Annotated in this window: 11 protein-coding genes and 1 pseudogene; 6 read left to right on the top strand and 6 right to left on the bottom strand. The window is 58.9% G+C overall.

Features of this window, described 5'->3' with window-relative positions; translation table 11 throughout:
- The first annotated feature begins 7 nt into the window (after nucleotides 1-7).
- The 3 genes from P346_RS19010 (at nucleotide 8) to P346_RS19020 (ending at nucleotide 19,014) form a co-directional block, all read left to right on the top strand.
- Complete coding sequence (locus P346_RS19010) at nucleotides 8-15,484, top strand: Ig-like domain-containing protein (protein ID WP_443112209.1); 15,477 nt, start codon at nucleotides 8-10, stop codon at nucleotides 15,482-15,484.
- Nucleotides 15,485-15,661: 177 nt separating this feature from the next.
- Nucleotides 15,662-17,842, top strand: coding sequence for a type I secretion system permease/ATPase (locus P346_RS19015; protein WP_032657262.1), 2,181 nt, complete (start codon nucleotides 15,662-15,664; stop codon nucleotides 17,840-17,842).
- Nucleotides 17,839-19,014 carry an HlyD family type I secretion periplasmic adaptor subunit gene (locus P346_RS19020; protein ID WP_029740549.1) on the top strand — a complete coding sequence of 392 codons (1,176 nt, stop codon included), beginning with the start codon at nucleotides 17,839-17,841 and terminating at the stop codon, nucleotides 19,012-19,014. The genes P346_RS19015 and P346_RS19020 overlap by 4 nt, the downstream gene beginning before the upstream one ends.
- A 35-nt stretch (nucleotides 19,015-19,049) precedes the next feature.
- Here P346_RS19020 and P346_RS19025 read toward each other — a convergent pair whose 3' ends face one another.
- A complete protein-coding gene (locus P346_RS19025) occupies nucleotides 19,050-19,934 on the bottom strand; it encodes a hypothetical protein (RefSeq protein WP_032657260.1) in 885 nt (294 codons plus the stop codon).
- 275 nt (nucleotides 19,935-20,209) lie between these two features.
- Between P346_RS19025 and P346_RS19030 the strand changes: the two genes are divergently transcribed.
- On the top strand, nucleotides 20,210-21,673 hold the full coding sequence (locus P346_RS19030) for an EAL domain-containing protein (protein ID WP_032657258.1): 1,464 nt from the start codon (nucleotides 20,210-20,212) through the stop codon (nucleotides 21,671-21,673).
- A 28-nt stretch (nucleotides 21,674-21,701) separates the two neighbouring features.
- Here P346_RS19030 and P346_RS19035 read toward each other — a convergent pair whose 3' ends face one another.
- From P346_RS19035 to P346_RS19045, 3 genes are all read right to left on the bottom strand, one after another.
- Nucleotides 21,702-21,974, bottom strand: coding sequence for a DUF883 family protein (locus P346_RS19035; protein ID WP_032657256.1), 273 nt, complete (start codon nucleotides 21,972-21,974; stop codon nucleotides 21,702-21,704).
- 119 nt (nucleotides 21,975-22,093) lie between these two features.
- Complete coding sequence (locus tag P346_RS19040; RefSeq protein ID WP_050597611.1) at nucleotides 22,094-22,762, bottom strand: epoxyqueuosine reductase QueH; 669 nt, start codon at nucleotides 22,760-22,762, stop codon at nucleotides 22,094-22,096.
- A gap of 124 nt (nucleotides 22,763-22,886) precedes the next feature.
- Nucleotides 22,887-23,363 carry a GNAT family N-acetyltransferase gene (locus tag P346_RS19045; protein ID WP_032657253.1) on the bottom strand — a complete coding sequence of 159 codons (477 nt, stop codon included), beginning with the start codon at nucleotides 23,361-23,363 and terminating at the stop codon, nucleotides 22,887-22,889.
- Between the two features lie 90 nt (nucleotides 23,364-23,453).
- On the opposite strand from P346_RS19045, the gene P346_RS19050 reads away from it, so the two are divergent.
- Nucleotides 23,454-24,416 (top strand): LysR family transcriptional regulator, encoded by a 963-nt coding sequence (locus P346_RS19050; protein WP_050597610.1) that lies wholly within the window; start codon nucleotides 23,454-23,456, stop codon nucleotides 24,414-24,416.
- On the opposite strand, the pseudogene P346_RS23685 reads toward P346_RS19050, so the two are convergent.
- A pseudogene (locus P346_RS23685) lies at nucleotides 24,407-24,460 on the bottom strand (hypothetical protein); the annotation flags it as partial. The gene P346_RS19050 and the pseudogene P346_RS23685 sit on opposite strands and share 10 nt — an antisense overlap.
- A gap of 95 nt (nucleotides 24,461-24,555) precedes the next feature.
- On the opposite strand from P346_RS23685, the gene P346_RS19055 reads away from it, so the two are divergent.
- On the top strand, nucleotides 24,556-25,449 hold the full coding sequence (locus tag P346_RS19055; protein ID WP_032657252.1) for a LysR family transcriptional regulator: 894 nt from the start codon (nucleotides 24,556-24,558) through the stop codon (nucleotides 25,447-25,449).
- A gap of 5 nt (nucleotides 25,450-25,454) precedes the next feature.
- Here P346_RS19055 and P346_RS19060 read toward each other — a convergent pair whose 3' ends face one another.
- Nucleotides 25,455-26,045, bottom strand: a complete 591-nt coding sequence (locus P346_RS19060) for a LysE family translocator (protein ID WP_032657251.1) — start codon at nucleotides 26,043-26,045, stop codon at nucleotides 25,455-25,457.
- Nucleotides 26,046-26,156: the final 111 nt, after the last annotated feature.

Here is a 26,156-nt window from a genome sequence, read left to right as displayed (position 1 = left end):
GGGCGGAATGACGGTTAGCGTCAGCGCGGTAGATGCCTGGGGCAATCCCGTTGCGGCTGAACACCCGATTGAACTCGATCTGAACGCCGTGGCGGTCACCATTGATACCGTCTCCGGCGACGACCTGCTGAATGCGGCAGAAAAAGGCGCTGATTTAACCCTTTCCGGCCAGACGCAGGGCGTGGAGGCGGGGCAGACCGTGGTGGTGAAATTCGCCGACCAGACCTTCACCGCGCAGGTACAGCAGGATGGCTCCTGGAGCCTGACCGTACCCGCCAGCGCCATGGAAACCCTGATCGACGGGCGCGCGCAGGTGAGCGTCAGCGTCACTAACGTCAGCGGCAACAGCGCGGACGCCGCGCGCGTGGTCACGGTGGATACGCAGCCACCGGCGATTACGCTCGATAACCTGACCGCCGACAACATCATCAATGCGGCTGAAGCGCAGCAGGATTTAGCCTTAAGCGGTACCAGCACTGCGGAAGCGGGCCAGACGGTCACCGTCACGCTGAACGGCAAAACGTATCAGACCACGGTTCAGGCGGACGGCACGTGGCAGCTGAGCGTGCCTGCGGCTGACGTCGGTGCCCTGACGGACGGCACTGTGACCGTGACCGCAACCGTGAGCGACGTGGCGGGCAACGCCAGCAGCGCCGATCGCGTGGGTCTGGTGGACGCGACTGTACCGCAGGTGACCATTAACGACTTTGTCACCGACACCAACACCGTTAACCAGCTCGCCCATTCACAGGCGCAGATCCTGAGCGGCTCCGTCACCGGTGCGGCGGCGGGCGACCTTGTGACCATTACCATTAACAGCGTCGATTACACCACCGTGGTGGATGCGGCGGGGAACTGGAGCCTCGGCCTGCCGGCGTCCGTCGTGCAGGGGCTGACTGACGGCACCTGGACCATCGATGTCTCCGTGACCGACCGATCCGGCAACACAGGAAGCAGTTCGCTGGATGTGGTGGTGAATACCGTGACGCCTGTTATCGGTATCAGCACCCTGGCGGCGGACGACGTTATTAACGCGACCGAGAAGGGCGAAGATCTGCTGCTCTCCGGCACCAGCAACCAGCCGGAAGGAACACGCGTCACCGTTAACCTGAACGGCATCAACTACACCGCCACCACCGACGCCAGCGGCAGCTGGAGCGTGACCGTACCGGCCTCGGCCGTAAGCGCGCTGGGTGAAGCCCATTACACCGTGACGGCGAGCGTCACGGATAGCGTAGGCAACAGCGCCTCAACCTCGCACGATGTGCTGGTGGACAGCTCGCTGCCGGTGGTGACGATCGACACCCTGGCGGGCGACAATATCGTTAACGCAGCGGAAGTGACGGCAGGGCAAACCCTGACGGGTAAGGTGACGAACGCGGCGGCAGGTGACACTGTCACTATCATCCTTGGCGGCCAGACCTACACCGCTACCGTGCAGGACGATCTGACCTGGAGCCTGCCGTTAAGCGAGAGCCAGCTTACCGCGCTCGGCAACGGCGACCTCACCGTGTCCGCCAGCGTGACCAACGCGCACGGCAATACCGGCTCTTCTTCTCTCGACTTCAGCATCGACGCCCAGCTCCCGGGACTGCGTATTGATACCGTAGCGGGCGATGACGTGATCAACGTGATTGAACACGCTCAGAACCTGATTGTGTCCGGCACCAGCACCGATCTGGCGGCGGGCAGCACCGTGACCGTGACCATCAACGGCAAAGCCTATTCGGCAACGGTACTGGCGGACGGCACCTGGCAGGCGGCGGTACCGGCGGCCGATGTGTCCCAGTGGGCGGACGGTTCGCTCACCATCAGCGCCAGCGCGCAGGATGCCTCCGGCAACCCGGTGACCATCGGCACCGTCGTGGACGTCGATCTCGCGCCTGTGGCCATCACCATCAGCAGCGTGACCGACGATAACGTGCTCAACGCGGCGGAAAAAGGCCAGGACCTGGTGCTTTCCGGCACCACCTCCAACGTGGAAGCGGGTCAGACCGTAACCATCACCTTCGCGGGTAAAACCTATACCACCACGGTGGATGCCAACGGCGACTGGACCTGGACCGTTCCGTCTGCCGATCTGAGTGGCCTGAAGGACGGCGACGCCAGCGTGCAGGTAAACGTCACCAATGTGAACGGCAACGCGGCGTCTTCGGCGCAGGAATTCAGCGTCGATACCACCGCGCCGACGGTGACCATCAACACCATCAGCAGTGACAATATGCTGAACGCGGCAGAGGCGGCGCAGGATCTGACCCTGAGCGGCACCTCTACTGCCGAAGCAGGCCAGACGGTCACCGTGACCTTCAACGGCAATCAGTACACCGCGCAGGTGCAGGCGGACGGCAGCTGGACGCTCGACGTTCCGGCGGCGGATATGGCAGGCATCGCCGACGGCAGCGCGGCGGTCACGGCGACGGTGTCCGATAAGGCAGGCAACCCGGCCAGCGCGGGCTCCTCGGTGCTGGTCGACACCACCGTACCGCAGATTTCATTCAACATCGTTGCGGGCGACGACGTCATCAATATTGCCGAGCACGGCCAGGCGCTGATCGTCTCCGGTAAGGTCACGGGCGCGCAGGCGGGCGACGTGATTACCGTGACCCTGAACGGCAAAGACTACACCGCCATGCTGGACGCGTCCGGCAGCTGGAGCGTGGGTGTTCCGGCGACGGACGTGGGCGCGCTGGTTAACGGCGACCAAACGATTTCCGCGACCCTCACCGATAAAGCCGGTAACAGCACCACCTCGACGCACGAGTTTGAAGTCTCCCTGACCGCGCCGGTGGTTGCCATCAATACCCTGGCGGCTGACGACGTGATCAACGCGACCGAGAAAGGCCAGGATCTGCTGGTGTCCGGCACCAGCAACCAGCCGGAAGGAACCACCATTACGGTGACCCTGAACGGCATCAGCTATACGGCTACCACCGACGCCAGCGGCAGCTGGAGCATTACCGTTCCGGCGGCAAATGTCTCCGCGCTGGGCGAAGCCAGCTACGTAGTGACGGCGAGCGTAACCGACGCGGCGGGCAACAGCGCGAGCACCGGCCACAGCGTGCTGGTCGACAGCGCGCTGCCGCAGATCACCATCAACCCTGTCGCCACGGACGATGTCATTAACGCAGCGGAAGTGGCTGCCGGGCAGACCCTGAGCGGGAAAGTGAGCGGCGCGGCGAGCGGTGACACTGTCACCATTTCAATCGGCGGCAATACCTGGACCGCGACGGTTCAGGACGATCTGAGCTGGTCGGTCAACGTGCCGTCCACGGTCTTAACCGCCATCGGGAACGGCGATCTGACGGTGTCAGCCAGCGTCACCAACGGCCACGGCAACACCGGAACCGGCGAGCGCGACATCACCATTGATGCCAACCTGCCGGGCCTGCGCGTCGATACCGTGGCGGGCGACGATGTGATCAACAGCATTGAGCACGCTCAGAACCTGATTATCACCGGCTCCAGCGAAGGCCTGGCAACGGGGGCGGCGTTAACGGTGACCGTCAACGGCAAAACCTACGCCGCAACCGTGCTGGCGGACGGGACCTGGACGGCGGCCATTCCGGCGGCAGACGTCAGCGCGCTGAATGCGGGCACGGTCACCGTGACCGTGGACGGCCAGAGCGCGGCGGGCAATCCGGTTTCCATCAGCCACGACGTGAAGGTGGATCTGGCGGCAGTTGCCATCAGCATTGACCCGATTGCGTCGGACGACGTGATCAACGCGGCGGAGAAAGGCGTGGATCTGGTGCTGTCCGGCTCGACCACCAACGTGGAAGAAAACCAGACCGTTACCATCACCTTCGGCGGCAAGTCGTACACCGCGACGGTGGATGCCAGCGGCAGCTGGACGGCAACCGTACCGTCCGCCGATTTGGGCAGCCTGAAGGACGGCGATGCCAGCGTGCAGGTGAGCGTCACCAACGTCAACGGCAACAGCGCGTCGGCGGGCCGCGAGTACAGCGTGGACGCCACCGCACCGGCGGTATCTATTGAAATCGTCAGCGACAACAACATCATCAATGCGGCCGAAGCGCAGCAGGATCTGGTCGTTAACGGCGTGACCAACGCCGAGGCGGGCCAGACCGTCACCGTGACGCTGAACGGCGTGGACTACACCACCACCGTGCAGGCAAACGGCAGCTGGAGCGTGACCGTGCCGTCCGCGGATCTGAGCGGCATTACCGACGGCAACTACACCATCAGCGCCGCCGTGTCTGATAAGGCGGGCAACCCGGCTTCTGCGGATCGCGACGTGCTGGTGGATACCACCGTCCCGCAGCTGACCATCCACACCGTTTCCGACGACGACGTGATCAACAGCGCCGAGCATGCGCAGGCATTGATTGTCACGGGCTCCGTGACCGGCGCGGCGGCGGGCGACGTGGTCACCGTTACCCTCAACGGCAAATCGTACACCGCCACCCTGGATGCCTCAGGCAACTGGAGCGTGGGCGTGCCTGCGGCGGACGTTACCGCCCTGGCCGCCGGGGATTACACCATCACCGCGGCGCTGACCGATAAAGCGGGCAACAGCAACAGCGCCACGCACGGCGTGGAGGTGAACCTGACCGCGCCGGTGCTGACCATTGACACCGTTTCCGGTGACGATGTGATCAACAACAGCGAGAAAACCCAGGATCTGACGATCTCCGGTACGGCTTCCGGCCTGGCGACAGGCGCGGTGGTGACCGTGATGCTGAACGGCAAAGCGTACAGCGCTCAGGTGGACGATAGCGGAAAATGGACGACTACCGTTCCGGCGAACGAGGTCGGTCAGCTGGGCGAGGCGCTTTATACCGTCACCGCCTCGGCAACGGACAGCGTCGGCAACAATACCAGTACGTCGCACACCGTGAACGTGGAATCCGTTCTGCCAGGCGTGATCGTCAACACCATTGCAGGTGACGACATCATTAACGCGGCGGAGCTGGCGGCCGGGCAGACCATCAGCGGTAAGGTGGTGAATGCCGAAGCGGGCAACACCGTGACCGTGACCATTGGCGGTAACAGCTACACCGCAACGGTGCAGAGCGATCTCACCTGGTCCGTTAACGTGCCGGAATCCGTGCTGACCGCGCTGGGCAACGGCGATTTGACCGTGTCGGCCAGCGTCACGAACGGCGTGGGCAATAGCGGAACGGGCGAGCGCGAAATCGTGATAGACGCTAACCTGCCGGGCCTGCGCGTGGATACCGTGGCGGGTGACGACGTGATCAACAGCATCGAACATACTCAAAACCTGATTATCACCGGCACCAGCGACGGGCTGGCGGCGGGGGCGGCGCTGACCGTGACCGTAAACGGCAAAACCTATCCGGCGACCGTGCTGGCGGACGGCACCTGGAGCGCGGCGATCCCTGCGGCGGACGTGGGTGCGCTGGCCGCAGGCACGGTTACCGTGACCGTTGCGGGCCAGAGCAGCGCCGGTAACCCGGTCTCCATCAGCCACGATGTGACGGTGGATCTGGCGAGCGTTGCCATCAGCATCGACGCCGTTGCCACCGATGACGTGATTAACGCGGCCGAGAAGGGCGCGGATCTGGTGCTCTCCGGCACTACCTCGAACGTTGAGGAAAACCAGACCGTCACCATCACCTTCGGCGGCAAGAGCTACACCGCGACCGTGGATGCAGACGGAAAATGGACAGCTACCGTGCCGTCTGCGGATCTAACCGGTCTGAAAGACGGCGACGCCAGCGTGCAGGTGAGCGTCACTAACGTGAACGGCAACAGCGCCTCGGCGGGCCGCGAGTACAGCGTGGATGCGACCGCACCGTCCGTGACCATCAATACCCTGGCGAACGACGACATTCTGAATGCCGCCGAAGCGAAGAGCGATCTGGCCGTATCCGGTACCAGCACCGCCGAAGCGGGCCAGACGGTCACCGTATCGCTGAACGGTAAAGACTACACCACAACCGTCAGCGCAGACGGCAGCTGGACGCTGAACGTCCCGGCCGCCGATCTGGCTGGATTAACCGACGGCAGCGTGACCGTCACCGCATCGGTCAGCGATAAAGCGGGTAACCCGGCGTCCGTGGATCACAACCTGGCGGTAGATATCACCGCGCCTTCGGTAACCATCAACACCGTGGCGGGCGACGACGTCATTAACATCGCAGAACACGGCCAGGCGCAAATCATCAGCGGCACCGCCACCGGCGCGGCAGCGGGCGATAAGGTCACCGTCACGATTGGCGGCCAGACCTACACCACCGTGCTGGACGCGGCGGGGAACTGGAGCGTGGGCGTACCGGCGAACGTCATTTCCGGCCTCAGCGACGGCACCGTGACCGTCACGGCGTCAGTCACCGACGCGGCGGGCAACACCGGTACCGGCACGCATAACGTGATCGTCGATACCGGTCTGCCATCGGTGGCCTTCAACGCCATCAGCGATGACAACGTTCTGAACGCCGTTGAAAAAGGTCAGGACCTGAGCGTCAGCGGCACCAGCGCTAACCTCGCGGAAGGCACCGTGGTGACCGTGACCCTGAACGGTAAAAACTACACGGCCACAACCGCGGCAGACGGCACCTGGAGCCTGACGGTTCCGGCAGCGGATCTGTCCGGTCTCGGCCAGGCCAATTACACCCTGAACGCGACCGCCACCAACGGCGTGGGCAACAGCGTCAGCAATACCGCGAACCTGCTGGTGGACACCGCGCTGCCGACCGTCACCATCAACACCGTGGCGGGCGACAACGTCATCAACGCGGCGGAAGTGGCGGCAGGCCAGACCCTGAGCGGCACCGTGGCGAACGCCGAAGCGGGCAATACCGTTACCGTCACCCTTGGCGGCAACAGCTACACCGCAACGGTGCAGAACGATCTGACCTGGTCCGTGAACGTGCCGTCTGACGTGCTGACCGCGCTGGGCAACGGCAGCCTGAGCGTGACGGCGACCGTCACCAACGGCCACGGCAACACCGGCACCGGCGAGCGCGAAATCGCTATCGACGCAAACCTGCCGGGCCTGCGCGTGGATACCGTGGCGGGCGACAATGTCGTCAACAGCATCGAGCACGCGCAGAACCTGATTGTCACCGGCTCCAGCGATGGGCTGGCGGCGGGCACGGCGCTGACCGTCACCGTCAACGGCAAAACCTATGCGGCGACGGTGCTGGCGGACGGCACCTGGAGCGCGGCGATCCCGTCCACCGACGTGAGCGCGTGGCCGGAAGGCACCGTCAAAATCAGCGTTACCGGCGACAGCTCAGCGGGCAACCCGATTACCATCAGCCACGACGTGACGGTAGATCTGGCGACCGTTGCCATCAGCATCAATTCCATCTCCACCGACGACGTGATTAACGCGGCGGAGAAGGGCGCGGATCTGGTGCTGTCCGGTGCGACCACCAACGTGGAAGCCGGGCAGACCGTGACCATCAGCCTGAACGGCAAAATCTATAGCGCGACAGTAGACGACAGCGGTAACTGGACCTACACCGTGCCGTCTGCAGATCTGGTACACCTTAAGGATGGCGACGCCAGCGTGCAGGTGAGCGTCACCAACGTCAACGGCAACAGCGCCTCGGCGGGCCGCGAGTACAGCGTGGATGCGACCGCGCCGTCCGTGACCATCAACATCCTTGCGGCTGACGATATTCTGAATGCCACTGAAGCGAAGAGCGATCTGACCGTGTCCGGCACCACCACCGCCGAAGCGGGCCAGACGGTCACCGTGACGCTGAACGGCAAAGACTACGCCACAACCGCAGGCGCGGACGGCAGCTGGACGCTGAACGTCCCGGCGGCGGATCTTGCCGCGCTCGGCGACGGCAGCGTGACCGTGACGGCAAGCGTCAGCGACAAGGCGGGCAACCCGGCGTCGGCCGATCGCACCCTGACGGTGGACGTGACCGTTCCTGCGGTGACCATCAATACCGTAGCGGGCGACGACGTGATTAACATCGCTGAGCACGCTCAGGCGCAAATCATCAGCGGCACCGCCACCGGCGCGGCAGCGGGCGATAAGGTCACCGTCACCATCGGCGGCCAGACTTACACCACCGTGCTGGACGCGGCGGGGAACTGGAGCGTGGGCGTCCCGGCCAGCGTGATTTCCGGCCTCAGCGACGGCACCGTGACCGTCACTGCGTCAGTCACCGACGCGGCGGGCAACACCGGTGCCGGCAGCCATAACGTGACCGTCGATACCGGCCTGCCATCGGTGGCGTTCAACGCCATCAGCGGCGACAACGTGCTCAACGCGGTGGAGAAAGGTCAGGATCTGAGCGTCAGCGGCACCAGCGCCAACCTGTCGGAAGGCACCGTGGTGACCGTGACTCTCAACGGTAAAAACTACACGGCCACAACCGCGGCAGACGGCACCTGGAGCCTGACCGTTCCGGCAGCGGATCTGGCGGGGCTGGGCGAAGCCAACTACACCCTGAACGCGACTGCGACCAACGGCGTGGGCAACACCGTAAATAACAGTGCGAACCTGCTGGTCGACACCGCGCTGCCAACCGTCACCATCAACACCGTGGCGGGCGATAACGTCATCAACGCGGCGGAAGTGGCCGCGGGTCAGACCGTCAGCGGCAAAGTGGCGAACGCGGAAGCGGGCAACACGGTAACCGTGACTATCGGCGGCAACAGCTACACCGCAACGGTGCAGAGCGATCTCACCTGGTCCGTAAACGTGCCGGAATCCGTCCTGACGGCGCTGGGCAACGGTGACCTGACGGTGTCAGCATCCGTTACCAACGGCCACGGCAACACCGGCGCGGGCGAGCGCGAAATCACTATAGACGCCAGCCTGCCGGGTCTGCGCATTGATACCGTGGCGGGCGACGATGTGATCAACAGCATCGAACATACTCAAAACCTGATTGTCACCGGCTCCAGCGACGGGCTGGCGGCAGGCACCACGCTAACCGTGACCGTCAACGGCAAAACCTATGCGGCCTCCGTGCTGGCAGACGGCGCCTGGAGCGCGGCGATCCCGGCGGCAGACGTCGGGGCCCTGGCTGCGGGCACGGTCACCGTGACCGCTGCAGGCCAGAGCGCGGCGGGCAACCCGGTGACCATCAGCCACGATGTCACCGTCGATCTGTTTGCCGTTGCCGTCAGCATCGATGCGATTGCTACCGACGACGTGATTAACGCGGCGGAGAAAGGCGCGGATCTGGTGCTGTCCGGCAGCACCTCGAACGTGGAGGAAAACCAGACCGTCACCATCACCTTCGGCGGCAAGACGTACACCGCGAAAGTCGATGCCGACGGTAACTGGACGGCCACCGTGCCTTCCGCCGATCTCGCGGGCCTGAAGGACGGCGATGCCAGCGTGCAGGTGAGCGTCACCAACGCGCACGGCAACAGCGCCTCGGCGGGCCGCGAGTACAGCGTGGACGCCACCGCGCCAACCGTGAGCATCGATACGGTCGCTGGCGATAACGTGATTAACGCCAGCGAAGCGGCTGCGGGCGTGGCCATTTCCGGCACCACCACGGCGGAAGTTGGTCAGACTGTCACCGTGACGCTGGGCGGTAAGAGCTATACCGCGCAGGTGCAGCAGGGCGGCATCTGGAGCGTGAACGTGCCGGGCTCCGACCTGTCCGCGCTGGCGGATAACGGCTACACCGTGCAGGTGAGCGTGAGCGATGCCGCGGGTAACCCGGGCAGCGCGGGCAAAGCGATTACGCTTGATACCACGCCGCCGACCGTCAGCTTTAACGCTGTCGCGGGCGATGACGTCATTAACAGCGTGGAGCACGGGCAGGCGCAGATCGTCAGCGGTACGGCAACCGGCGCGAGCGTCGGCGATAAGCTGGTCATCACCATCGGTTCGAACCAGTACACCACTACCGTTGACGCCAGCGGTAACTGGAGCGTGGGCGTGCCGGCCAGCGTGATTTCCGCGCTGAACGACGGCACCGTGACCCTCAGCGCGACGATTACCGACAGCGCGGGCAACAGCAGCACCCAGACCCACGATGTGGTAGTGAACACGGCCTCCGTGGCGCTGACCATCAATACCCTCAGCGGCGATGACGTCATCAACGCGGCTGAAGCCGGTTCGGCACTGGTGATTAACGGCTCCAGCGCCCAGTTCGCCAGCGGGACTCAGGTCACCGTGACGCTGAACGGCAAGAGCTATACGGCCACCATCCAGAGCGACGGCAGCTGGACGACCACCGTACCTGCTGCCGACGTGGGCGCGTTAGCCGATGGCGCGAGCTATCAGGTGTCCGTGTCGGCGCAGGACAGCGCGGGCAACAGCGCGTCGGCGACCCACGGCATCAGCGTGGATACCACTGCGCCGGTTGTGAGCATTGCGACGCTGTCGGTTGACGACATGCTGAACGCGGCAGAAGCGCAGCAGCCGCTGACCGTGCACGGATCTTCCAGCGCGGAAGCGGGTCAGACCGTCACCGTGACGCTGGGCGGCAAATCCTACACCGCCACCGTGGCGAACGACGGGACGTGGACGCTGGATGTTCCGGCAGCCGATCTGGCTGCGCTGAGTCAGGGCGCGCTGACGGTGACCGCCTCGGTCAACGACAAAGCGGGTAATAACGGCCAGACCACGCACACCTTAACGGTAGACACCGTCGCGCCAACCGTGACCATCAGCACCGTGGCCGATGACGATATCGTCAACAACGCGGAGCAGCTGGCGGGCCAGACGATCCGTGGTACGACCACGGCGGAACAGGGCCAGACGGTGACCGTCTCCTTTAACGGGCACAGCTATCAGGCGACCGTCGGAGCGGACGGATCCTGGTCGGTCTTCGTGCCGGGCCGTGATTTCCTCGGCCTGAGCGACGGGGATTACACCATCACCGCTTCGGTGAACGACAAGGCGGGTAACCCGGGCAGCGCAACGCACGACGTGACGCTGAACGGCGATGTCCCGACCATCACCATTAACACCTTTGCGCAGGACGATATCGTCAACGCCGCCGAGCACGGTACGCCGCTGGTCGTCAGCGGTACCACCGACGCCCCGGCGGGCCAGACGGTGACCATTACGCTGAACGGTAAAACCTACACGGCGACCGTTCAGAATGACGGCACCTGGAGCTACACGGTGGGCAGCGCAGACGTGACCGCGCTGGCGGACGGCGGTTCGTACGTGATTAACGCGCAGGTCAGCAACACCATCGGCAACAGCGGCAGCGATAACCACAGCGTCACCGTGGATCTCACCGCGCCGTCGATGGGGATTAGCATTGATTCGCTGCAAAACGACACCGGCCTGAGCGCGCGTGATTTCATCACCAACGACGCTCAGGTGGTGGTCAACGGCTCCCTGACCGCGCAGCTCGGCAATAACGAGAAGGCGCAGATCAGCCTCGACGGCGGAACCACATGGATTGACCTGACCGTGACCGGCACCACCTGGCGCTACACCGATGGCCGCACCCTGTCGGACGGTACGTATCAGTACCAGGTGCGCGTTATCGATAACGCGGGCAACGTGGGGGCGACGGACAGCCAGGACGTGGTGATTGACCTGACGAAGCCTGTGGCAACGACGATTACGGTCGATTCCATCACCCAGGATACCGGCCTGTCCGGCAGCGACTTTATCACCAGCGACAACCAGATCAGCCTGAAAGGGACGCTCGGCGCGGCGCTGGGCAGCGGCGACCACGCGCAGATCAGCCTCGACGGCGGCGTGACCTGGACAGATGTGAGCGTCAGCGGCCTGAGCTGGACCTATGTCGATGGCCGCACGCTGGCCGACGGGGATTACAACTACCAGCTGCGCGTGATTGACGACGCGGGCAATATCAGCGCCACCGCCAGCCAGGTGGTGACCATTGATACGGTTGCGCCGGACGCGAGCAAAACCATCGCCATCGACAGCATCAGCGACGATACCGGCCTGAGCAGCAGCGACTTTATCACCAACGATACGTCCCTGACGCTGCACGGCTCGCTCGGCGCGACGCTGGCCGACGGCGAATATGCCCAGATCAGCATCGACGGCGGCGTCACCTGGCAGAACGTGATTGTCACCGGCAACAGCTGGTACTACGTCGATAGCCGCACGCTGGGTAACCAGACCTATGACTACTACGTTCGCGTGGTGGATGCGGCGGGCAACGTGGGGGCCAGCGCCCATCAGCAGGTGACCGTCGATACGGTCGCCCCGGATGCGGCGATTACGGTGACCGTGGATAACATCACCGTGGATACCGGCTTCGACAATAACGACTTCCTGACCAGTTCGACCTCGTACACGCTGCACGGAACGCTCGGCGCCGCGTTGGGCGCGGGTGAATTCGTGCAGGTGAGCATTGACGGCGGCAGCACCTGGGTGTACGCCACCGTAAGCGGTACGCAGTGGAGCTACAGCGACACGCGTACCCTGACCGACGGCAACCATAACTACCAGGTGCGGGTCGTTGACCAGGCGGGGAACGTTGGGGCCACCACCTCGCAGACGGTGACGGTGGATACGCAGGCGCCGCAGTACGGCGTCACCATCGACAGCATCAGCGAAGATACCGGCCAGTCCGGGAGTGATTTCATCACCATGGACACCACGCTGACCATCAACGGTTCGCTGGGCAGCGCGCTGGCAAGCGACGAGCGCGTACAGATCAGCCTGGACGGCGGGAACACCTGGCTCGATACCACGGTCACCAACCAGCGCTGGAGCTACATCGATACCCGCGATCTGCCTGACGGGGACTACACCTACCAGGTGCGGATTATCGACCAGGCGGGCAACGTCGGCTCCACCGCGTCTCAGGTGGTGACGGTGGACACCACGCCGCCAACCACGGTGGGCACGGTAGTGAGCTATACCGACGGCGAAGGCGAGCGTCAGGGCACCTTTGGCAGCGCGGTGGCAACGGACGATAACTCGCCGCTGATCAACGGTACGCTTAACCGCGCTCCGGACGACGGTGAAATCGTGCAGCTCTACCGTGACGGGGTCCTGCTCGGCCAGGTGACCATGAACGGCAGCGCAAGCTGGTCCTTCCAGGACAACGGCCTGAGCGACGGCAACCACACCTACATTGTGCGCGTCACCGATAAGGCCGGTAACTACACGGAATCGGACGGCTTTGTGCTGAACGTTGATACCAGCATCCCGACCACCACGGCGGCGATTACCGCGCAGACCACGTCGGACACCACGCCGATCGTCAGCGGTACCGTCTCCGCCGATCTGGTGAACGGTGAATACCTGGTGGTAACGGTGAACGGAAAGACCTACACCTCCCAGACCGGCGGCGCGGTGGTGGTCGATCCGGATCACAACACCTGGTATCTGCAGATCCCGGACGGCGATGCGCTGAGCGTGTCGAGCTACAGCGTGACGGCGCAGGTGAAGAGCAGCGCGGGTAACGGCAATACCACCGGTACGGCGACCGGCAGCCTGGTGATTGATACCACCTCGGTGAATACCGACTGGGCAACCACGGCGGGGAACAGCAACAACTCCACCATGACCCTCGGCATGAACAGCAGCGGTCTGTGGAATATCATTGCTAACGGCCAGTCTTACTCCAGCAGCGATAGCTCGACCTATGCCGGCAATACGCTGACCAACACCCGTAGCTACTACGTGGTGAGCCAGACCGCCGCCGACTTTGACCGTAACGGCACGCAGGATATCTTCGCGACGGAGACCACCTACTCGGGCTCTACGCAGGTGATGTGGACCTACGATGGCAGCACCTATAACGCCAGCCAGCTGGCGATGGGGACCACCATCTGGTACGGCGGCGTGATTGCGTACGATAAAACCGGCGATGGCTATCTGGATCTGGCGTACGGCGATGCCGGCATGGACTCACTGACCTACCTTGTGAACAACAACGGCGTTCTCTCGCCGGACGGCACCGGTGGCGAAGGCGGTTTCTACGGTCAGTTCGATTCCGGACGCGAAATCTCCGGCGTCGACCTGAACAACGACGGCACGGTAGATATTGTCCAGCACACCAACCGCAGCGGCGCGTACTCGTTAACCGTGATCAACAACAACGGTAACGGCACGCTCTCTATCGGTCAGAACCTGACGAACGTGTTTGTGGCAAACGCCTCGAATACCACCACGGCGGCGTCCATGACGTGGGCGGACTTCAACGGCGATGGCTACATGGATCTATACCTGGGCAGCAGCTACAACAACAACGGCGGGGGGATTTACTACAACGACGGTACCGGGAAGCTCTCTGCCACCAAGAGCGCGGTGGAAGCCTCTAACGCCACGGCAGGCTATCTGTCGGTGGCGGTGGACTGGAACGGTGACGGGCAGATGGACATCATCAAGCTCAGCACCTACGGCGGTTCGCAGACGGCGACCCTGTTCACCAACAACGGTTACGGCTCCACCTGGACCTCAAGCCAGCTGGCGTCGGGTATTGCCTACGCGACCGGCGTGGCGGCAGTGGACTACAACTGGGACGGCGCACAGGATCTGCTGGTCTCTCAGCAGAACGGCAAGGTGGTGCTGGTGCAAAACAGCAAAACCATTGCTGATGGCACCGCGATGCACCTGCACATTGTCGACAGCGAGGGCATCAACGCCTACTACGGCAACACGGTCAATCTGTACAACGCCGCTGGCGTGCTGGTGGCGTCGCAGATCATCAACGCCCAGTCCGGTATCGGTTCGAACGATACCTCTGCGCTGGTGAGCTTCTACGGGCTGGATCCGAATGAAACCTATTCGGCTGAGATCCTGAAGATTACCAACGGCGTGTCGGATAACGTCACCTGGAGCGGTCTGGAAGCGGGCAACGGCAAAGAGGGCTACGTCCTGACGGCCGAAGCCGCCACCGGCGGCCACAGCGGGACCATCACCGGGACCGGGTATAACGACACCTTTATCGCAGAGGATGGCACCTATACCTACAACGGCTCCGGCGGCTGGAATACCCATTCCGACTACGACACCTGGAGCAACACCGGCGGGATGGACGTGGTGGATTACCGCAATGCGACCTCCGGCGTGACCGTTGATTTGCGCCTCTCTACCGCGCAGGACACCGGGTTCGGTACGTCACGACTGCTCAACATTGAGGGGATCAACGGCTCTGACTTCGACGACGTCATTACCGGCAACAGCGGTGATAATCAGTTCGAAGGCCGCGGCGGGAACGACACCTTCAACATCGGCAGCGGCGGTCACGATACGTTGCTCTACAAGCTGATCAACGCCTCGGATGCAACGGGCGGTAACGGTCACGACGTGGTGAACGGCTTTACGGTCGGCACCTGGGAAGGGACCGCGGACACGGATCGTATTGACCTGCGCGATCTGCTCTCCGACAGCGGCTATACCGGCACGGGCTCGGCGAGCTACGTGAACGGCGTGGCCACGCTGGACAGCAGCGCGGGCAATATCAGCGATTACATCCGCGTGGTGCAGAACGGCAGCAATACCGAGATCCAGGTTGACCTGGACGGTACAGGCGGTCAGTTCTCGCCGACCACTCTGGTGACCCTGAACGGCGTGCAGACGGATCTGGCGACGCTGCTGGCGAACCATCAGCTGTTAATTGCGTAAACCAACGCCGCGGGGAGCGATCCCCGCGGCCTTTTGGCGTTTCTTTACACGAATAGTCATAACCCTATATTTCACATGATTATTTTGCGGGCTCGTTTAGAAAGTGTTCGATTTTTAATCATTCCGTAAAGGTATCATTTCAGTGCGAAATTACCGCTCTGGACAGGACGTAGCATTATGAAGACACATCCACAGTACGAACCCTGGCTGCAGGGCATGCTTATCATCGCTAAACACTACCGGCTGGATTTCTCAGCGGAGCATGTTCGGGTCACGATTAACCACGAAAGCCAGTCTCCGCGCCAGCTGGTGCTGGAAGAGATGGCGCGCCAGCTTGGGCTGGGGATGCGTATGGTGGCGGCTGAAGCGGTATCCCTCGATCCGTGGCGCCTGCCGCTGCTGGCGGAATTCACCGGCGGACAAATCGCGGTCATCAACCGTATGGACAGCGAAGGCAACGTCAGCCTGCAGTTTAGCGGCGACGGCGGCCTGGAGACCACGCTGACGCGTGACGAACTCGGGGCGCGGTTAAAAGGGCTGATGGTGTTGCGCCCGCTCGAATCCACGCCGGATGCCCGCGTGGACGACTACATCAAACCCTATGAGAAAAACTGGTTCTGGCAGCTGGCGCTGAAGGACTGGCGACGCTACAGCGACATTATGCTGGTGGCGCTGGTTGCCAACGTGCTGGCGCTCTCCGGCATGGTCTTCTCCATGCAGGTGTACGACAGGGTGGTACCGTCGCAGTCGGAAGCTACGCTGTGGGTCCTGTTTGGCGGCGTGATGATCGCCATCGTGTTCGAATTCATCATGCGCATGCTGCGCGTGCATATTTCTGACGTGGTGGGGAAGCGCGCCGACCTGCGTATCTCTGAACGCGTGTTTGCCCACGCGCTGCGGATTAAAAACGGCGCGCGCTCCAAATCAACCGGATCCTTTATCGCCCAGATCCGCGAGCTGGAGTCGGTGCGTGAGCTCATCACCTCGACCACCATTGCGGCGATTTCCGATCTGCCGTTCTTCCTGCTGTTCGTCTTTATTCTGTGGATGATTGGCGGCCCGCTGGTGCTGGTGGTCCTGCTCGCCGTACCGCTGCTGCTGATCCCAGGCCTGCTGGTGCAGCGCCCGCTGGGGAAGCTTTCCAGCGAAGGGATGCGTGAGTCCGCCATTCGTAACGCCACGCTGGTGGAAGCGGTGCAGGGCATTGAAGACATCAAGCTGATGCGCGCCGAGCAGCGTTTCCAGAACCAGTGGAATAACACCAACGACGTCGCCGCCAGCGTCGGCATGAAGCAGCGCTGGCTGACGGGGTTACTGCTGACATGGACTCAGGAGGTGCAGTCCATCGTCTACGCGGTGGTACTGCTGGTGGGCTGTTACCTGGTCATCAGCGGCGACATGACTACCGGTGCGCTGGTGGGAACCTCGATTCTGGCGTCGCGCACCATCGCGCCGCTGTCGCAGATCTCAGGCGTGCTTTCGCGCTGGCAGTCGGCAAAAGTGGCCCGCAAGGGGCTGGACGACCTGATGCAGCGTCCGATTGACGATCCGCAGCACGGCAAGAAGGTGCACAAAGCCCACCTGCGCGGCGACTATGCGCTTGAGGACGTCGGGTTTTATTACGACGAGGAAGAGAAACTCACCGTGCTTAACATCAGCAAGCTGCAGATCCGCGCCGGAGAGCGCGTGGCGGTGCTTGGGCGTAATGGCTCGGGTAAAAGCACGCTGTTACAGCTTCTGGCGGGCATGCAGGAGCCGCAGCAGGGCAGCATCCTGCTCGACGATATCGCCCTCAATCATCTTGACCCGGCCGACGTGCGCCGCGACATGCAGCTGCTCGGCCAGCAGGCCCGGCTGTTCTTTGGCTCCGTGCGGGACAACATCCTGATGGGGAACCCGTTAGCCACCGACGATGAGATTCATCAGGCGCTGGTTAACAGCGGCGCGCTGGAGTTTGTGCGCAAGCAGAAAATGGGGCTGAACTACATCATCAACGAAGGCGGCGCAGGCCTCTCCGGCGGCCAGCGTCAGGCGCTGCTGCTGGCGCGCGCGCTGATCACCTCGCCGAATATCCTGCTGCTGGATGAGCCTACCGCCTGGCTGGACGAAATGAGCGAGAAGCAGTTTATTCAGCATCTTCACAAATGGCTGGGTAAACGCCGGACGCTGGTCGTGGCGACGCATCGCCTGCCGATTCTGGACCTGGTCGACCGCATCATCGTGCTGGAAAACGGCAAGGTGGTGATGGACGGCCCGCGCGATGCGATCCTGCACCAGCACGGCATGGCGCCGCAGAAAGCCGCGCAGCGCACCGTGACCATGAAGCCGGCGGCGGTTGCAGAGGAGGGCGCGGCATGAATGATTTCTCTCGTTTCAATAGCCGACTGAAGGAGCCGCGCCTGCCGCGCTCGTCGCTGGTGGCATGGTCGCTGTTCGCGCTGCTGGCGGTGTTTATCGCCTGGGCAAGCCTGTTCCATCTGGATGAAGTGACGACCGGCAGCGGTAAGGTCATACCGTCTTCGCATGAGCAGGTCATCCAGTCCCTGGAAGGCGGCATCATCCACAGCCTGATGGTGCGCGAAGGCGACATCGTGGAACGCGGGCAGCAGCTCGCGCAGCTTGACCGGACCAAAACCGAGTCGAGCGTGCTGGAGAGCGAGTCTCGCCTGAATGCGGCGCTGGCAACCGCTGCGCGCCTGAAGGCCGAGGTGAACGACACGGAGCTCGCGTTTCCGGAGGAGCTAGATGACGACGTTGAGCTGGTCAAACAGGAAACGGCGCTCTACCAGTCCCGTCGTGAAAGCCTCGAAAAAGGGCTGGCCGGGTTGCGTCAGGGCGCCGAACTGGTGCAGCGCGAGCTGTCGTTGACCCGTCCGCTGGTGACCCAGGGGGCGGCCAGCAAGGTTGAGGTGCTACGTCTTGAGCGTCAAAAAAATGAGCTTGAGAATAAAATCACCGAGATGAAAAACCAGTATTACGTTCGCGCCCGTGAAGAGCTGGCGAAAGCCAATGCGGAGATTGAGGCCCAGCGTTCGGTGATGAAGGGGCGAGAGGACTCCCTGACCCGGCTGACCTTTAATGCCCCGGTTCGCGGGATCGTGAAGGATATCGACGTCACGACCGTGGGAGGCGTTATCCCGCCGAACGGCAAGCTGATGAGCCTGGTCCCGCTTGACGATCAGATGGTGGTCGAAGCGAAAATCTCGCCGCGCGATGTGGCGTTTATCCATCCCGGCCAGAAAGCGCTGGTGAAAATCACGGCCTATGACTACTCCATTTACGGCGGGCTGGAAGGGGAAGTGACGATGATTTCGCCGGACACCCTGCAGGATGAGGTGAAAAGGGATGTTTACTACTACCGCGTCTATATTCGTACCGACAGTAACCATCTGACCAATAAGCAGGGTCAGGAATTTCCGGTCTTTCCGGGCATGATTGCCACCGTTGATATTAAAACCGGCAGCAAAACCATTCTGGATTATCTGTTAAAACCGCTGAACAAGGCAAAAGAGGCGCTGCGGGAACGATAGGGGAATGGCGTTCGGAACTCCGAACGCCTGCTGGATTATACGGTTGACGTCACGCTGTGAGCGTGGCGTCGCTCTTTAGGCACAACGTTGATGTAATGCGTAACATACGCAAAATATAAACCGGCATAATTTTCGACAAGTTCGATGAACGCCGGGTATATTGACATTCGACCATCACCACGATCTTTAAGATAACCCGCCTCTTGTGCCGATTTGATAATTCGGTTGACGTGGATGCGTGAAACAAAAAATTCTTTTGCGAGCATGCTGGCTGAATAATCAATGACCGCACCGTGAGCGGATTTATTTTTCATGGCCTGCAGATAGATATAAAGCATAATCATACGGCCGCCATCTTTATCGATAAATAATCCTACCTCAGGCAACACCTTTCTGAACGTTAATCCGCGAAAAAGATATTCAGCCGCGCGGCGGAAGAAGTTGTTTCTCAAAATATCATTATCCAGCAGGTTAACATTAATATTAAATGCCGGATAAAGAATGCTAACGGGCAAAAAAGCGCCGGACATATAACGCTTAAGTTCATTGAGTCCTTTTTCAGTTGGCGCGATTCTCGTTTTGCGTCGATCGTCCGTGCAGCGCCAGGTCCTGATGCGCCCGGTGGTTCTCAGTATCGTAATGATCGCAATCACGCTGTTGGGGCTGGCTATTTTATAGCGAGAGCACAGCTCTTTAATCTCTGAAACTGACTCGGCCTGATTTCCAAAAATAAAACAACACATGGAGAGGATAATGTTAAATCGCGATTCCTGCAGCATTGTCTTGTAGAACAAAGGTTGTTTTTTGTAGATGGTGTCATTAATTGTGTAGTGCTCTAATATTGCCTCACCGAATCGCGGATTGTTCTTTATAACATCCCTTCGATGTAGCAAGGCCCTGGATGAGATGTGATTATCCATAGCATTTTTCTCGTATTTGAATGAGCCGATAGATGAAGTGTCCACTCTTCTTTTCGGAATTTTCATTATACCCTGAGAATAAGATATTTGCCGTTATTATTTGCAAAGAAAAGTATATTTAAACGACGGTGATTAACGCAAAGATGTTCCTGTGAGTTCAGCGGATAACTGTTTCTTACCCTGAGGCGGTACTGTAAAATTAATGTTTATAACAGGTGCGTTAAATTTTACGTATTCACAAATGGAAATGGCGCCTTAGTGCCCAGGAGCAGTTTATGACCCACAAAATTTCTCTGAGAAATGAGGCGTGCGATGAACATAAATTTGTCATCTCCGCCTGCGGTTTTACGTTCCAGGGATATCGTCTGATCCTTAACCAGTACGGAATACAGGCTTCGCACATTCATTTTGACGGGGATGAGGTATCCCAACAGGATCTTGAAAATATCCTTATAAATCAGAACTCTCATGTTGTGGTGTTTCTCGGAAAAGGTATCGTCAGCCTCCTGGAGAGCCTGAAGCGACTGGCATCCGTGCTCAATGCACTTCCCGTTATTCGACGCGTTACACTATATGGCGACATACCGGATGGCTGGCTATATCGCACCCTGGGCACTCTTTTAAATAATAGTTATCAATTGTCATTGATTCGCATAGCCCGCGTTTCAGATGTCATCACTGGTTCTCATACGCACCATCATGTTTTTAAGGATCGTTCGTACTTATTACGCGATCGCTACAAGGATAATTCTTCGCAAGACAACGTAAAGTGGCTAACAAAAAGAGAGATTGACGTTTTATTAAATTTCTACCGCGGCATGTCCGTAAAAGAAATGTGCGATGAAATGGGTCTTTCTAATAAAACGGTTTATACGCACCGTAAGGAAGGCGTGCTCAAATTACGCTTAATTAAGCGATGGCTACACGATTCGCACAATTTCAATGCGGAAAGAAGCATCAAGCGGCGGAGTCAAAATACGGAGTTTACGGATAAGGAAGCAGAGATTTTTAATGCATTATATAAAAAAGAGATCTTCCCTGCTTATCAGATCATTACCGATCGTGACAAAAAAGGCGTAGGCTTTGAGATACTGATCCGCTGGAATAAAAACGGTAAAATTGTCAAGCCGGCCAGTTTTCTCACGGATATTTCAAACCATGAGATATGGTTGAAAATAACAGCGTTAGTCATTCATGCCGCCGTGTCCGGGATTAATAAGTATAACGGTAAATACTATTTTTCCGTGAATATTCCGCCTCGCCTGGCTTCCGGAAATGCATTGCCTGATATGGCAAAGAAAGCTATCGACATGCTGCTCAAACCGCAGTGGGCCGAAAAGTTGGTCTTTGAATTTGCAGAAGATATTGACGTGACGAAGGACAAAAGGATCCCTGAAACCATGCGCCATTTGCGTAATACGGGGTGTCGATTGTTCCTTGATGACTGCTTCTCTAATCATCAAACCATGTTCCCGGTGCGGCAGGTGCATTTTGATGGACTCAAGCTGGATCGCGACATCGTTGAGCATTTTGTGGCAAACGATAATGACTATAACCTGATTAAAGCGATACAGCTTTACAGCGACATGACCGGAACGGACTGTATTGCCGAGGGGGTTGATAGTGAAGAAAAGTTTGAAAAACTAGTCGCGCTGGGCGTCAAAAACTTTCAGGGATATTATTTATCGCGGGCCGTGAAAGAGGAGGAGTTAGACCGCATGGTCAGGATGTTTAGCTAAGAAAAATAAAGCCCCGAAGGGCCTTTTATTATTTTCGACCCAGCAGCAGGCCGAGAACAATACCGACCGCACCCGCTGCGACGAGGCCGGTGAGGGGGTTATTTCTGACAGCTTCAGTGACGTCGGAAACCGCATCGCTGGCCTGCGCAGCATATTTTTTAGCCGCACCTTTAACCTGATGCTTTGGTGAATCGACGAATTCACCAAACTGCTGCTGCGCTGAACCTGCCAGCTCGTCAAATTTATTTTTTGCTTTATCTTCAGCAAACTGGGTGTTTTTATCAGTACCGAGATCGGACATTTTCGCCTCCTTTTGTTGATATTTAAAGGATAGCCGCTCTTTGCGGATGTGGGAGACGTAAGGTTAAATTCGGTACATGTCAGGGCTGTTTTCGGATATATCTCTATACCGGAAGCCCGTTATTTCTCATTGTCATCCTGACCATAATACAGTTTCCCGATGCGGATCAGCGGGCGGCCCTGAGACTTACGATGCAGGTTACTGTCCCTGAGTGAATAAACGCACCCGCAGTATTCCTGCTGGTAAAACTGCTCCCGCTTGCTGATCTCAATCATGCGAGATGAGCCGCCCTGTTTACGCCAGTTATAGTCCCAGTAAACCATACCCGGATAGCGCGCGGCAGCACGCTGGCCGCAGTCATTTATCTGCTGCATGTTTTTCCAGCGGGAGATCCCCAGCGAGCTGCTGATGACGCTGAATCCATTTTCTGCCGCATAGAGCGCCGCACGCTCGAAACGCATATCGAAGCACATGGTGCAGCGGACGCCACGCTCGGGTTCCCATTCCATGCCTTTCGCGCGCTCAAACCAGTTATCGGTGTCGTAATCGGCATCAACAAACGGCACGCCGTGTTTTTCCGCAAAGCGAATATTCTCCTCCTTCCGAATGAGGTATTCCTTCTGCGGATGGATGTTGGGGTTGTAGAAGAAAATCGTGTAGTCAATCCCCGACGCCTGGATAGCCTCCATCACTTCACCCGAGCAGGGGGCGCAGCAGGAGTGCAACAGCAGCTTGTCGGCATCGTCTGGCAGGGAAAGTTGTGGGCGGATAAAAGGGGCTGTCGTCATGGCGTTCTGCAATATGTTTATGAAATTTATGGAAGGGTAGCATAAATTCATCATCTGTTGAGACGGGATCAAGGCAGGACAGAGCGACCCCGCGGGGCGGGATCATCTCGGGTACCACGTGTCGCTATTCGGCAAAATTCAGCAGCGCGTCGCCATCAAGACGATAGCGAACCCATTCGGACTGCGGCAGCGCGCCTATGCTCAGGTAAAAATCAATGGCGGGCTGGTTCCAGTCCAGAACGCTCCATTCCAGGCGGCCGCACTGCCGTTTTACCGCGAGCTGCGCGATATGTTTCAGCAGCGCTCTTCCCGCGCCTTTACCGCGATAGTCCGGGGAAACGTACAGGTCTTCCATGTAAATCCCGTTGCGTCCGAGCCAGGTTGAATAGCTGGTGAAGAACACGGCATAGCCAGCGATCTTACCTTCACATTCCGCGATCAACGCTTCGGTTTTTGTGCCTGCGCCAAAGAGCGTTTCCCGGATCTCCTCCGGCGTGGTAACCACTTCTTCCGGCGCTTTTTCATACACCGCCAGCTCGTAGATCATGGCGTATATTGCCGCCGCATCTTCGGGACGGGCCTGACGAATGGTTATGCTCATTGTTTTTCCTGTTTTTTAGCCTGTGTTTCGATTGATGGCGTTAAGCATACGGAGTATTGTCCGAAGAATTAAGTGCAATGAAATCAACAAATGATGAATATTATGCATCCGGTACTGAGGCGTCTTGATTTAAACCTGCTGCCCGTTTTCGACGCGATTTACCGCCATCGTTCCGTTCGGCTGGCCGCTGATGAGCTGGCGATGAGCACATCGGCACTGAGCCATGCGCTGTCGCGTTTGCGCATCACCCTGAATGACCCGCTCTTTTTTCGCGAAGGGCATCGCATGTCCCCCAGCGTGTATGCCGCTCAGCTTGCGCCTTCCATTGCTTCCGCATTGTCGTTCCTCAATCATGAGCTAACCCCGCAGCCGGAGTTTGACCCGGCCAGCAGTACCGAAAGCTTACAAATTGGGATTACGGACTTTACCGCGCTGTGCATTTTCCCCGCGCTGATGCACAAGCTGCAGCTTGCTGCCCCGGGTTTGCGTTTCGAATTGCGCTATCTGCCGCACAGCCCGGCGCTGACGGAACTGCTGGCGGGCGAAGTGGATCTCGCGCTGGGGTTCAGCACTCAGGATGATATCCGGCACCCGGAGCTGGAAGAGATCGACTGGTTTGAAGATGAGTATGTGGTCATCGGCAACGCGCGCCGGACGCGTCTGACGCTGGAGGATTATCTCGCGGCCCGACACCTGGTGGTGACGCCATGGAATGAGAAGCAGGGCGTTCTTGACGTGCGGCTGGAACAACTGGGCTATACACGACAAATCGCGATCAAAACGCCGTCGATGCTGAGCGCGCCGTTTATCGTTGCGGAAAGCGACCTGCTGATGGCAATCCCCCGGTTTGCCGCTGAGAAGCTGGCTGCGGCAGCGGACCTGAGGATTTTTGCTTTACCGTTTTCGATACGCACGTTTGAAGTGAAAATATACTCGCATAAACGCAGCGGCCAGCGGGGCGCAACCCGCTGGCTTAAGGAGGAGCTGCAAACGCTGGCGCAGGCGCGTCATTCCGGGCTGTCCGGCTCCCAGGAGAGGATGTCGCCGGGTTGACACTGCAGCGCCTCGCAAAATGAGTAGGGCGCAATAGTCAACACAATAAAAAGAGATGCGGCCGGGGAGGAAAGTACGATATCGTAACTCTATGATTGAATGAGAAGTTCGCAGGAACGCCGTCGCAACAGGACGATAAATGATTGATGACATCCGTTATCTGATAGTGTTTGCAAAGATTACTGAGGCAGGATCCATTTCAGGTGGAGCAGAAGCGTTAGGGATTACAACTGCAACGGCAAGCGCCCATTTATCAAAGCTGGAAAAAAATCTTGGCTGCGCGTTGCTGTACAGAAACACCCGTAAACTCTCTCTGACTCATGATGGCGACAATTTGCTGGAAACGGCCAAATCGATGCTGGCGCTCTATGAGCAGGGGGTCATTGAATTTAAGCAGCGTTCAATCTCAACGGCGAATAAGCTGACTATTTCTCTTCCTGCCGTTTTTCTTAATAGTGCGTTTACTCGCCATCTGGCCGATTTTATAAAACGTCATCCGGGCATTTTACTGAATATCTCTTACAGTGATACGCGCAGGGATATTATTGCCGACGGCATCGATGTGGCATTTCGAATCGGCGAGCTTCCGGACAGTTCTCTTAAAGCGCGCCATCTTTTTGTGCTGCCGCGCCAGGTAGTTGCATCCCGGGAATTGCTCAGCCATTACCCGACGATTACGCATCCTGATGACCTGGTGCGACTGCCATGGATTGGACTCAATATGAGGCAGAATAACCGGGAATTCCGGCATAAAAATGGGGAAGTAACCTTCGTAACGTATACGCCCACGGTGTATGTAGATAATGTCGAAGCCGCTTATGCCCTTGCCCGGCAACAAATTGGTCTTGCAGCACCTCCTCGCTATTTAAGCGAAGAGGATGTTAAGCGCGGAGAAATGCAGGAAATACTTCCTGACTGGTCATTAGAACCGCTGAAAGTCTATGCCGTATGGCCCTCTAATATGTCGACCAGCAGTATTGCCTACAAATTGATTAATGATATTTATAACGCAATTGAGTTTCACGCGTTATAACGGGTTTAAAATGCTAAAAAGAGCATGTAACACGCCGTAATAAGCAACAGTCCGCCCATCAACACGTTAAACGTACGGAGCTGCCGCGTGCTCCTGAGCAGCGTCGATACCTTTTCTCCCATCAATGCCCATGCAGAAAGCGACAGGTAACAGACTAAAAAATAGACCGTGATAAAGACGAGAGCTGTCACAGGGGTAGAGGGTTCGGAAAACATCGCTGCCCCAGAGGCGCACGCGGTCCATGCTTTGGGGTTGATCCACTGCATGACAAAACCCTGAACAAAACCGGGCGAATCCGTTTTTCTTAATGACATATCGGACCGTGACGACGCTATCTTATAGCCCAGATACATGATAAATAAAGAACCGGCAATATTAAGATACCTGAAAAATACGGGATATTTTTCGATTGCAGCGTAAAAGCCGAAACATATAAAGATAAGTAATAACGTAAACCCTATCGTTGCACCGGAGACAAATGAGAAGGTCTTTCTAAAGCCGTGAACGGCACCAGACGATATAATCACCATATTAACGGGGCCAGGAGAAAATGAAAGCGTCAGTGAAAATATAAACATTGTAAAAAGTAACAGCATTTTATCTCCGTGGGTTGGTTTATCTGCAGCACATGAACTGTGATTTTTTTAGAAGACTATCTGGTAACGTTCGTCAGAGTAAGTGGCTTTTGTCTAAAGGTGTGTTTGATG

The sequence above is a fragment of the Enterobacter sp. DC1 genome (assembly GCF_000568075.1).
GTDB lineage: Bacteria > Pseudomonadota > Gammaproteobacteria > Enterobacterales > Enterobacteriaceae > Enterobacter > Enterobacter asburiae.
The sequence above is the reverse complement of the archived record's forward strand: the minus strand, read 5'-3'. Positions and strand labels throughout refer to the sequence as shown.

Bases quoted from the DNA above. Each gene is read 5' to 3' on its own strand.
- P346_RS19060 (WP_032657251.1), bottom strand. From the start codon at position 26,045: ATGCTGTTACTTTTTACAATGTTTATATTTTCACTGACGCTTTCATTT.
- P346_RS19020 (WP_029740549.1), top strand. From the start codon at position 17,839: ATGAATGATTTCTCTCGTTTCAATAGCCGACTGAAGGAGCCGCGCCTG.
- P346_RS19040 (WP_050597611.1), bottom strand. From the start codon at position 22,762: ATGACGACAGCCCCTTTTATCCGCCCACAACTTTCCCTGCCAGACGAT.
- P346_RS19030 (WP_032657258.1), top strand. From the start codon at position 20,210: ATGACCCACAAAATTTCTCTGAGAAATGAGGCGTGCGATGAACATAAA.
- P346_RS19015 (WP_032657262.1), top strand. From the start codon at position 15,662: ATGAAGACACATCCACAGTACGAACCCTGGCTGCAGGGCATGCTTATC.
- P346_RS19050 (WP_050597610.1), top strand. From the start codon at position 23,454: ATGATGAATATTATGCATCCGGTACTGAGGCGTCTTGATTTAAACCTG.
- P346_RS19055 (WP_032657252.1), top strand. From the start codon at position 24,556: ATGATTGATGACATCCGTTATCTGATAGTGTTTGCAAAGATTACTGAG.
- P346_RS19045 (WP_032657253.1), bottom strand. From the start codon at position 23,363: ATGAGCATAACCATTCGTCAGGCCCGTCCCGAAGATGCGGCGGCAATA.
- P346_RS19010 (WP_443112209.1), top strand. From the start codon at position 8: ATGACGGTTAGCGTCAGCGCGGTAGATGCCTGGGGCAATCCCGTTGCG.
- P346_RS19025 (WP_032657260.1), bottom strand. From the start codon at position 19,934: ATGGATAATCACATCTCATCCAGGGCCTTGCTACATCGAAGGGATGTT.
- P346_RS19035 (WP_032657256.1), bottom strand. From the start codon at position 21,974: ATGTCCGATCTCGGTACTGATAAAAACACCCAGTTTGCTGAAGATAAA.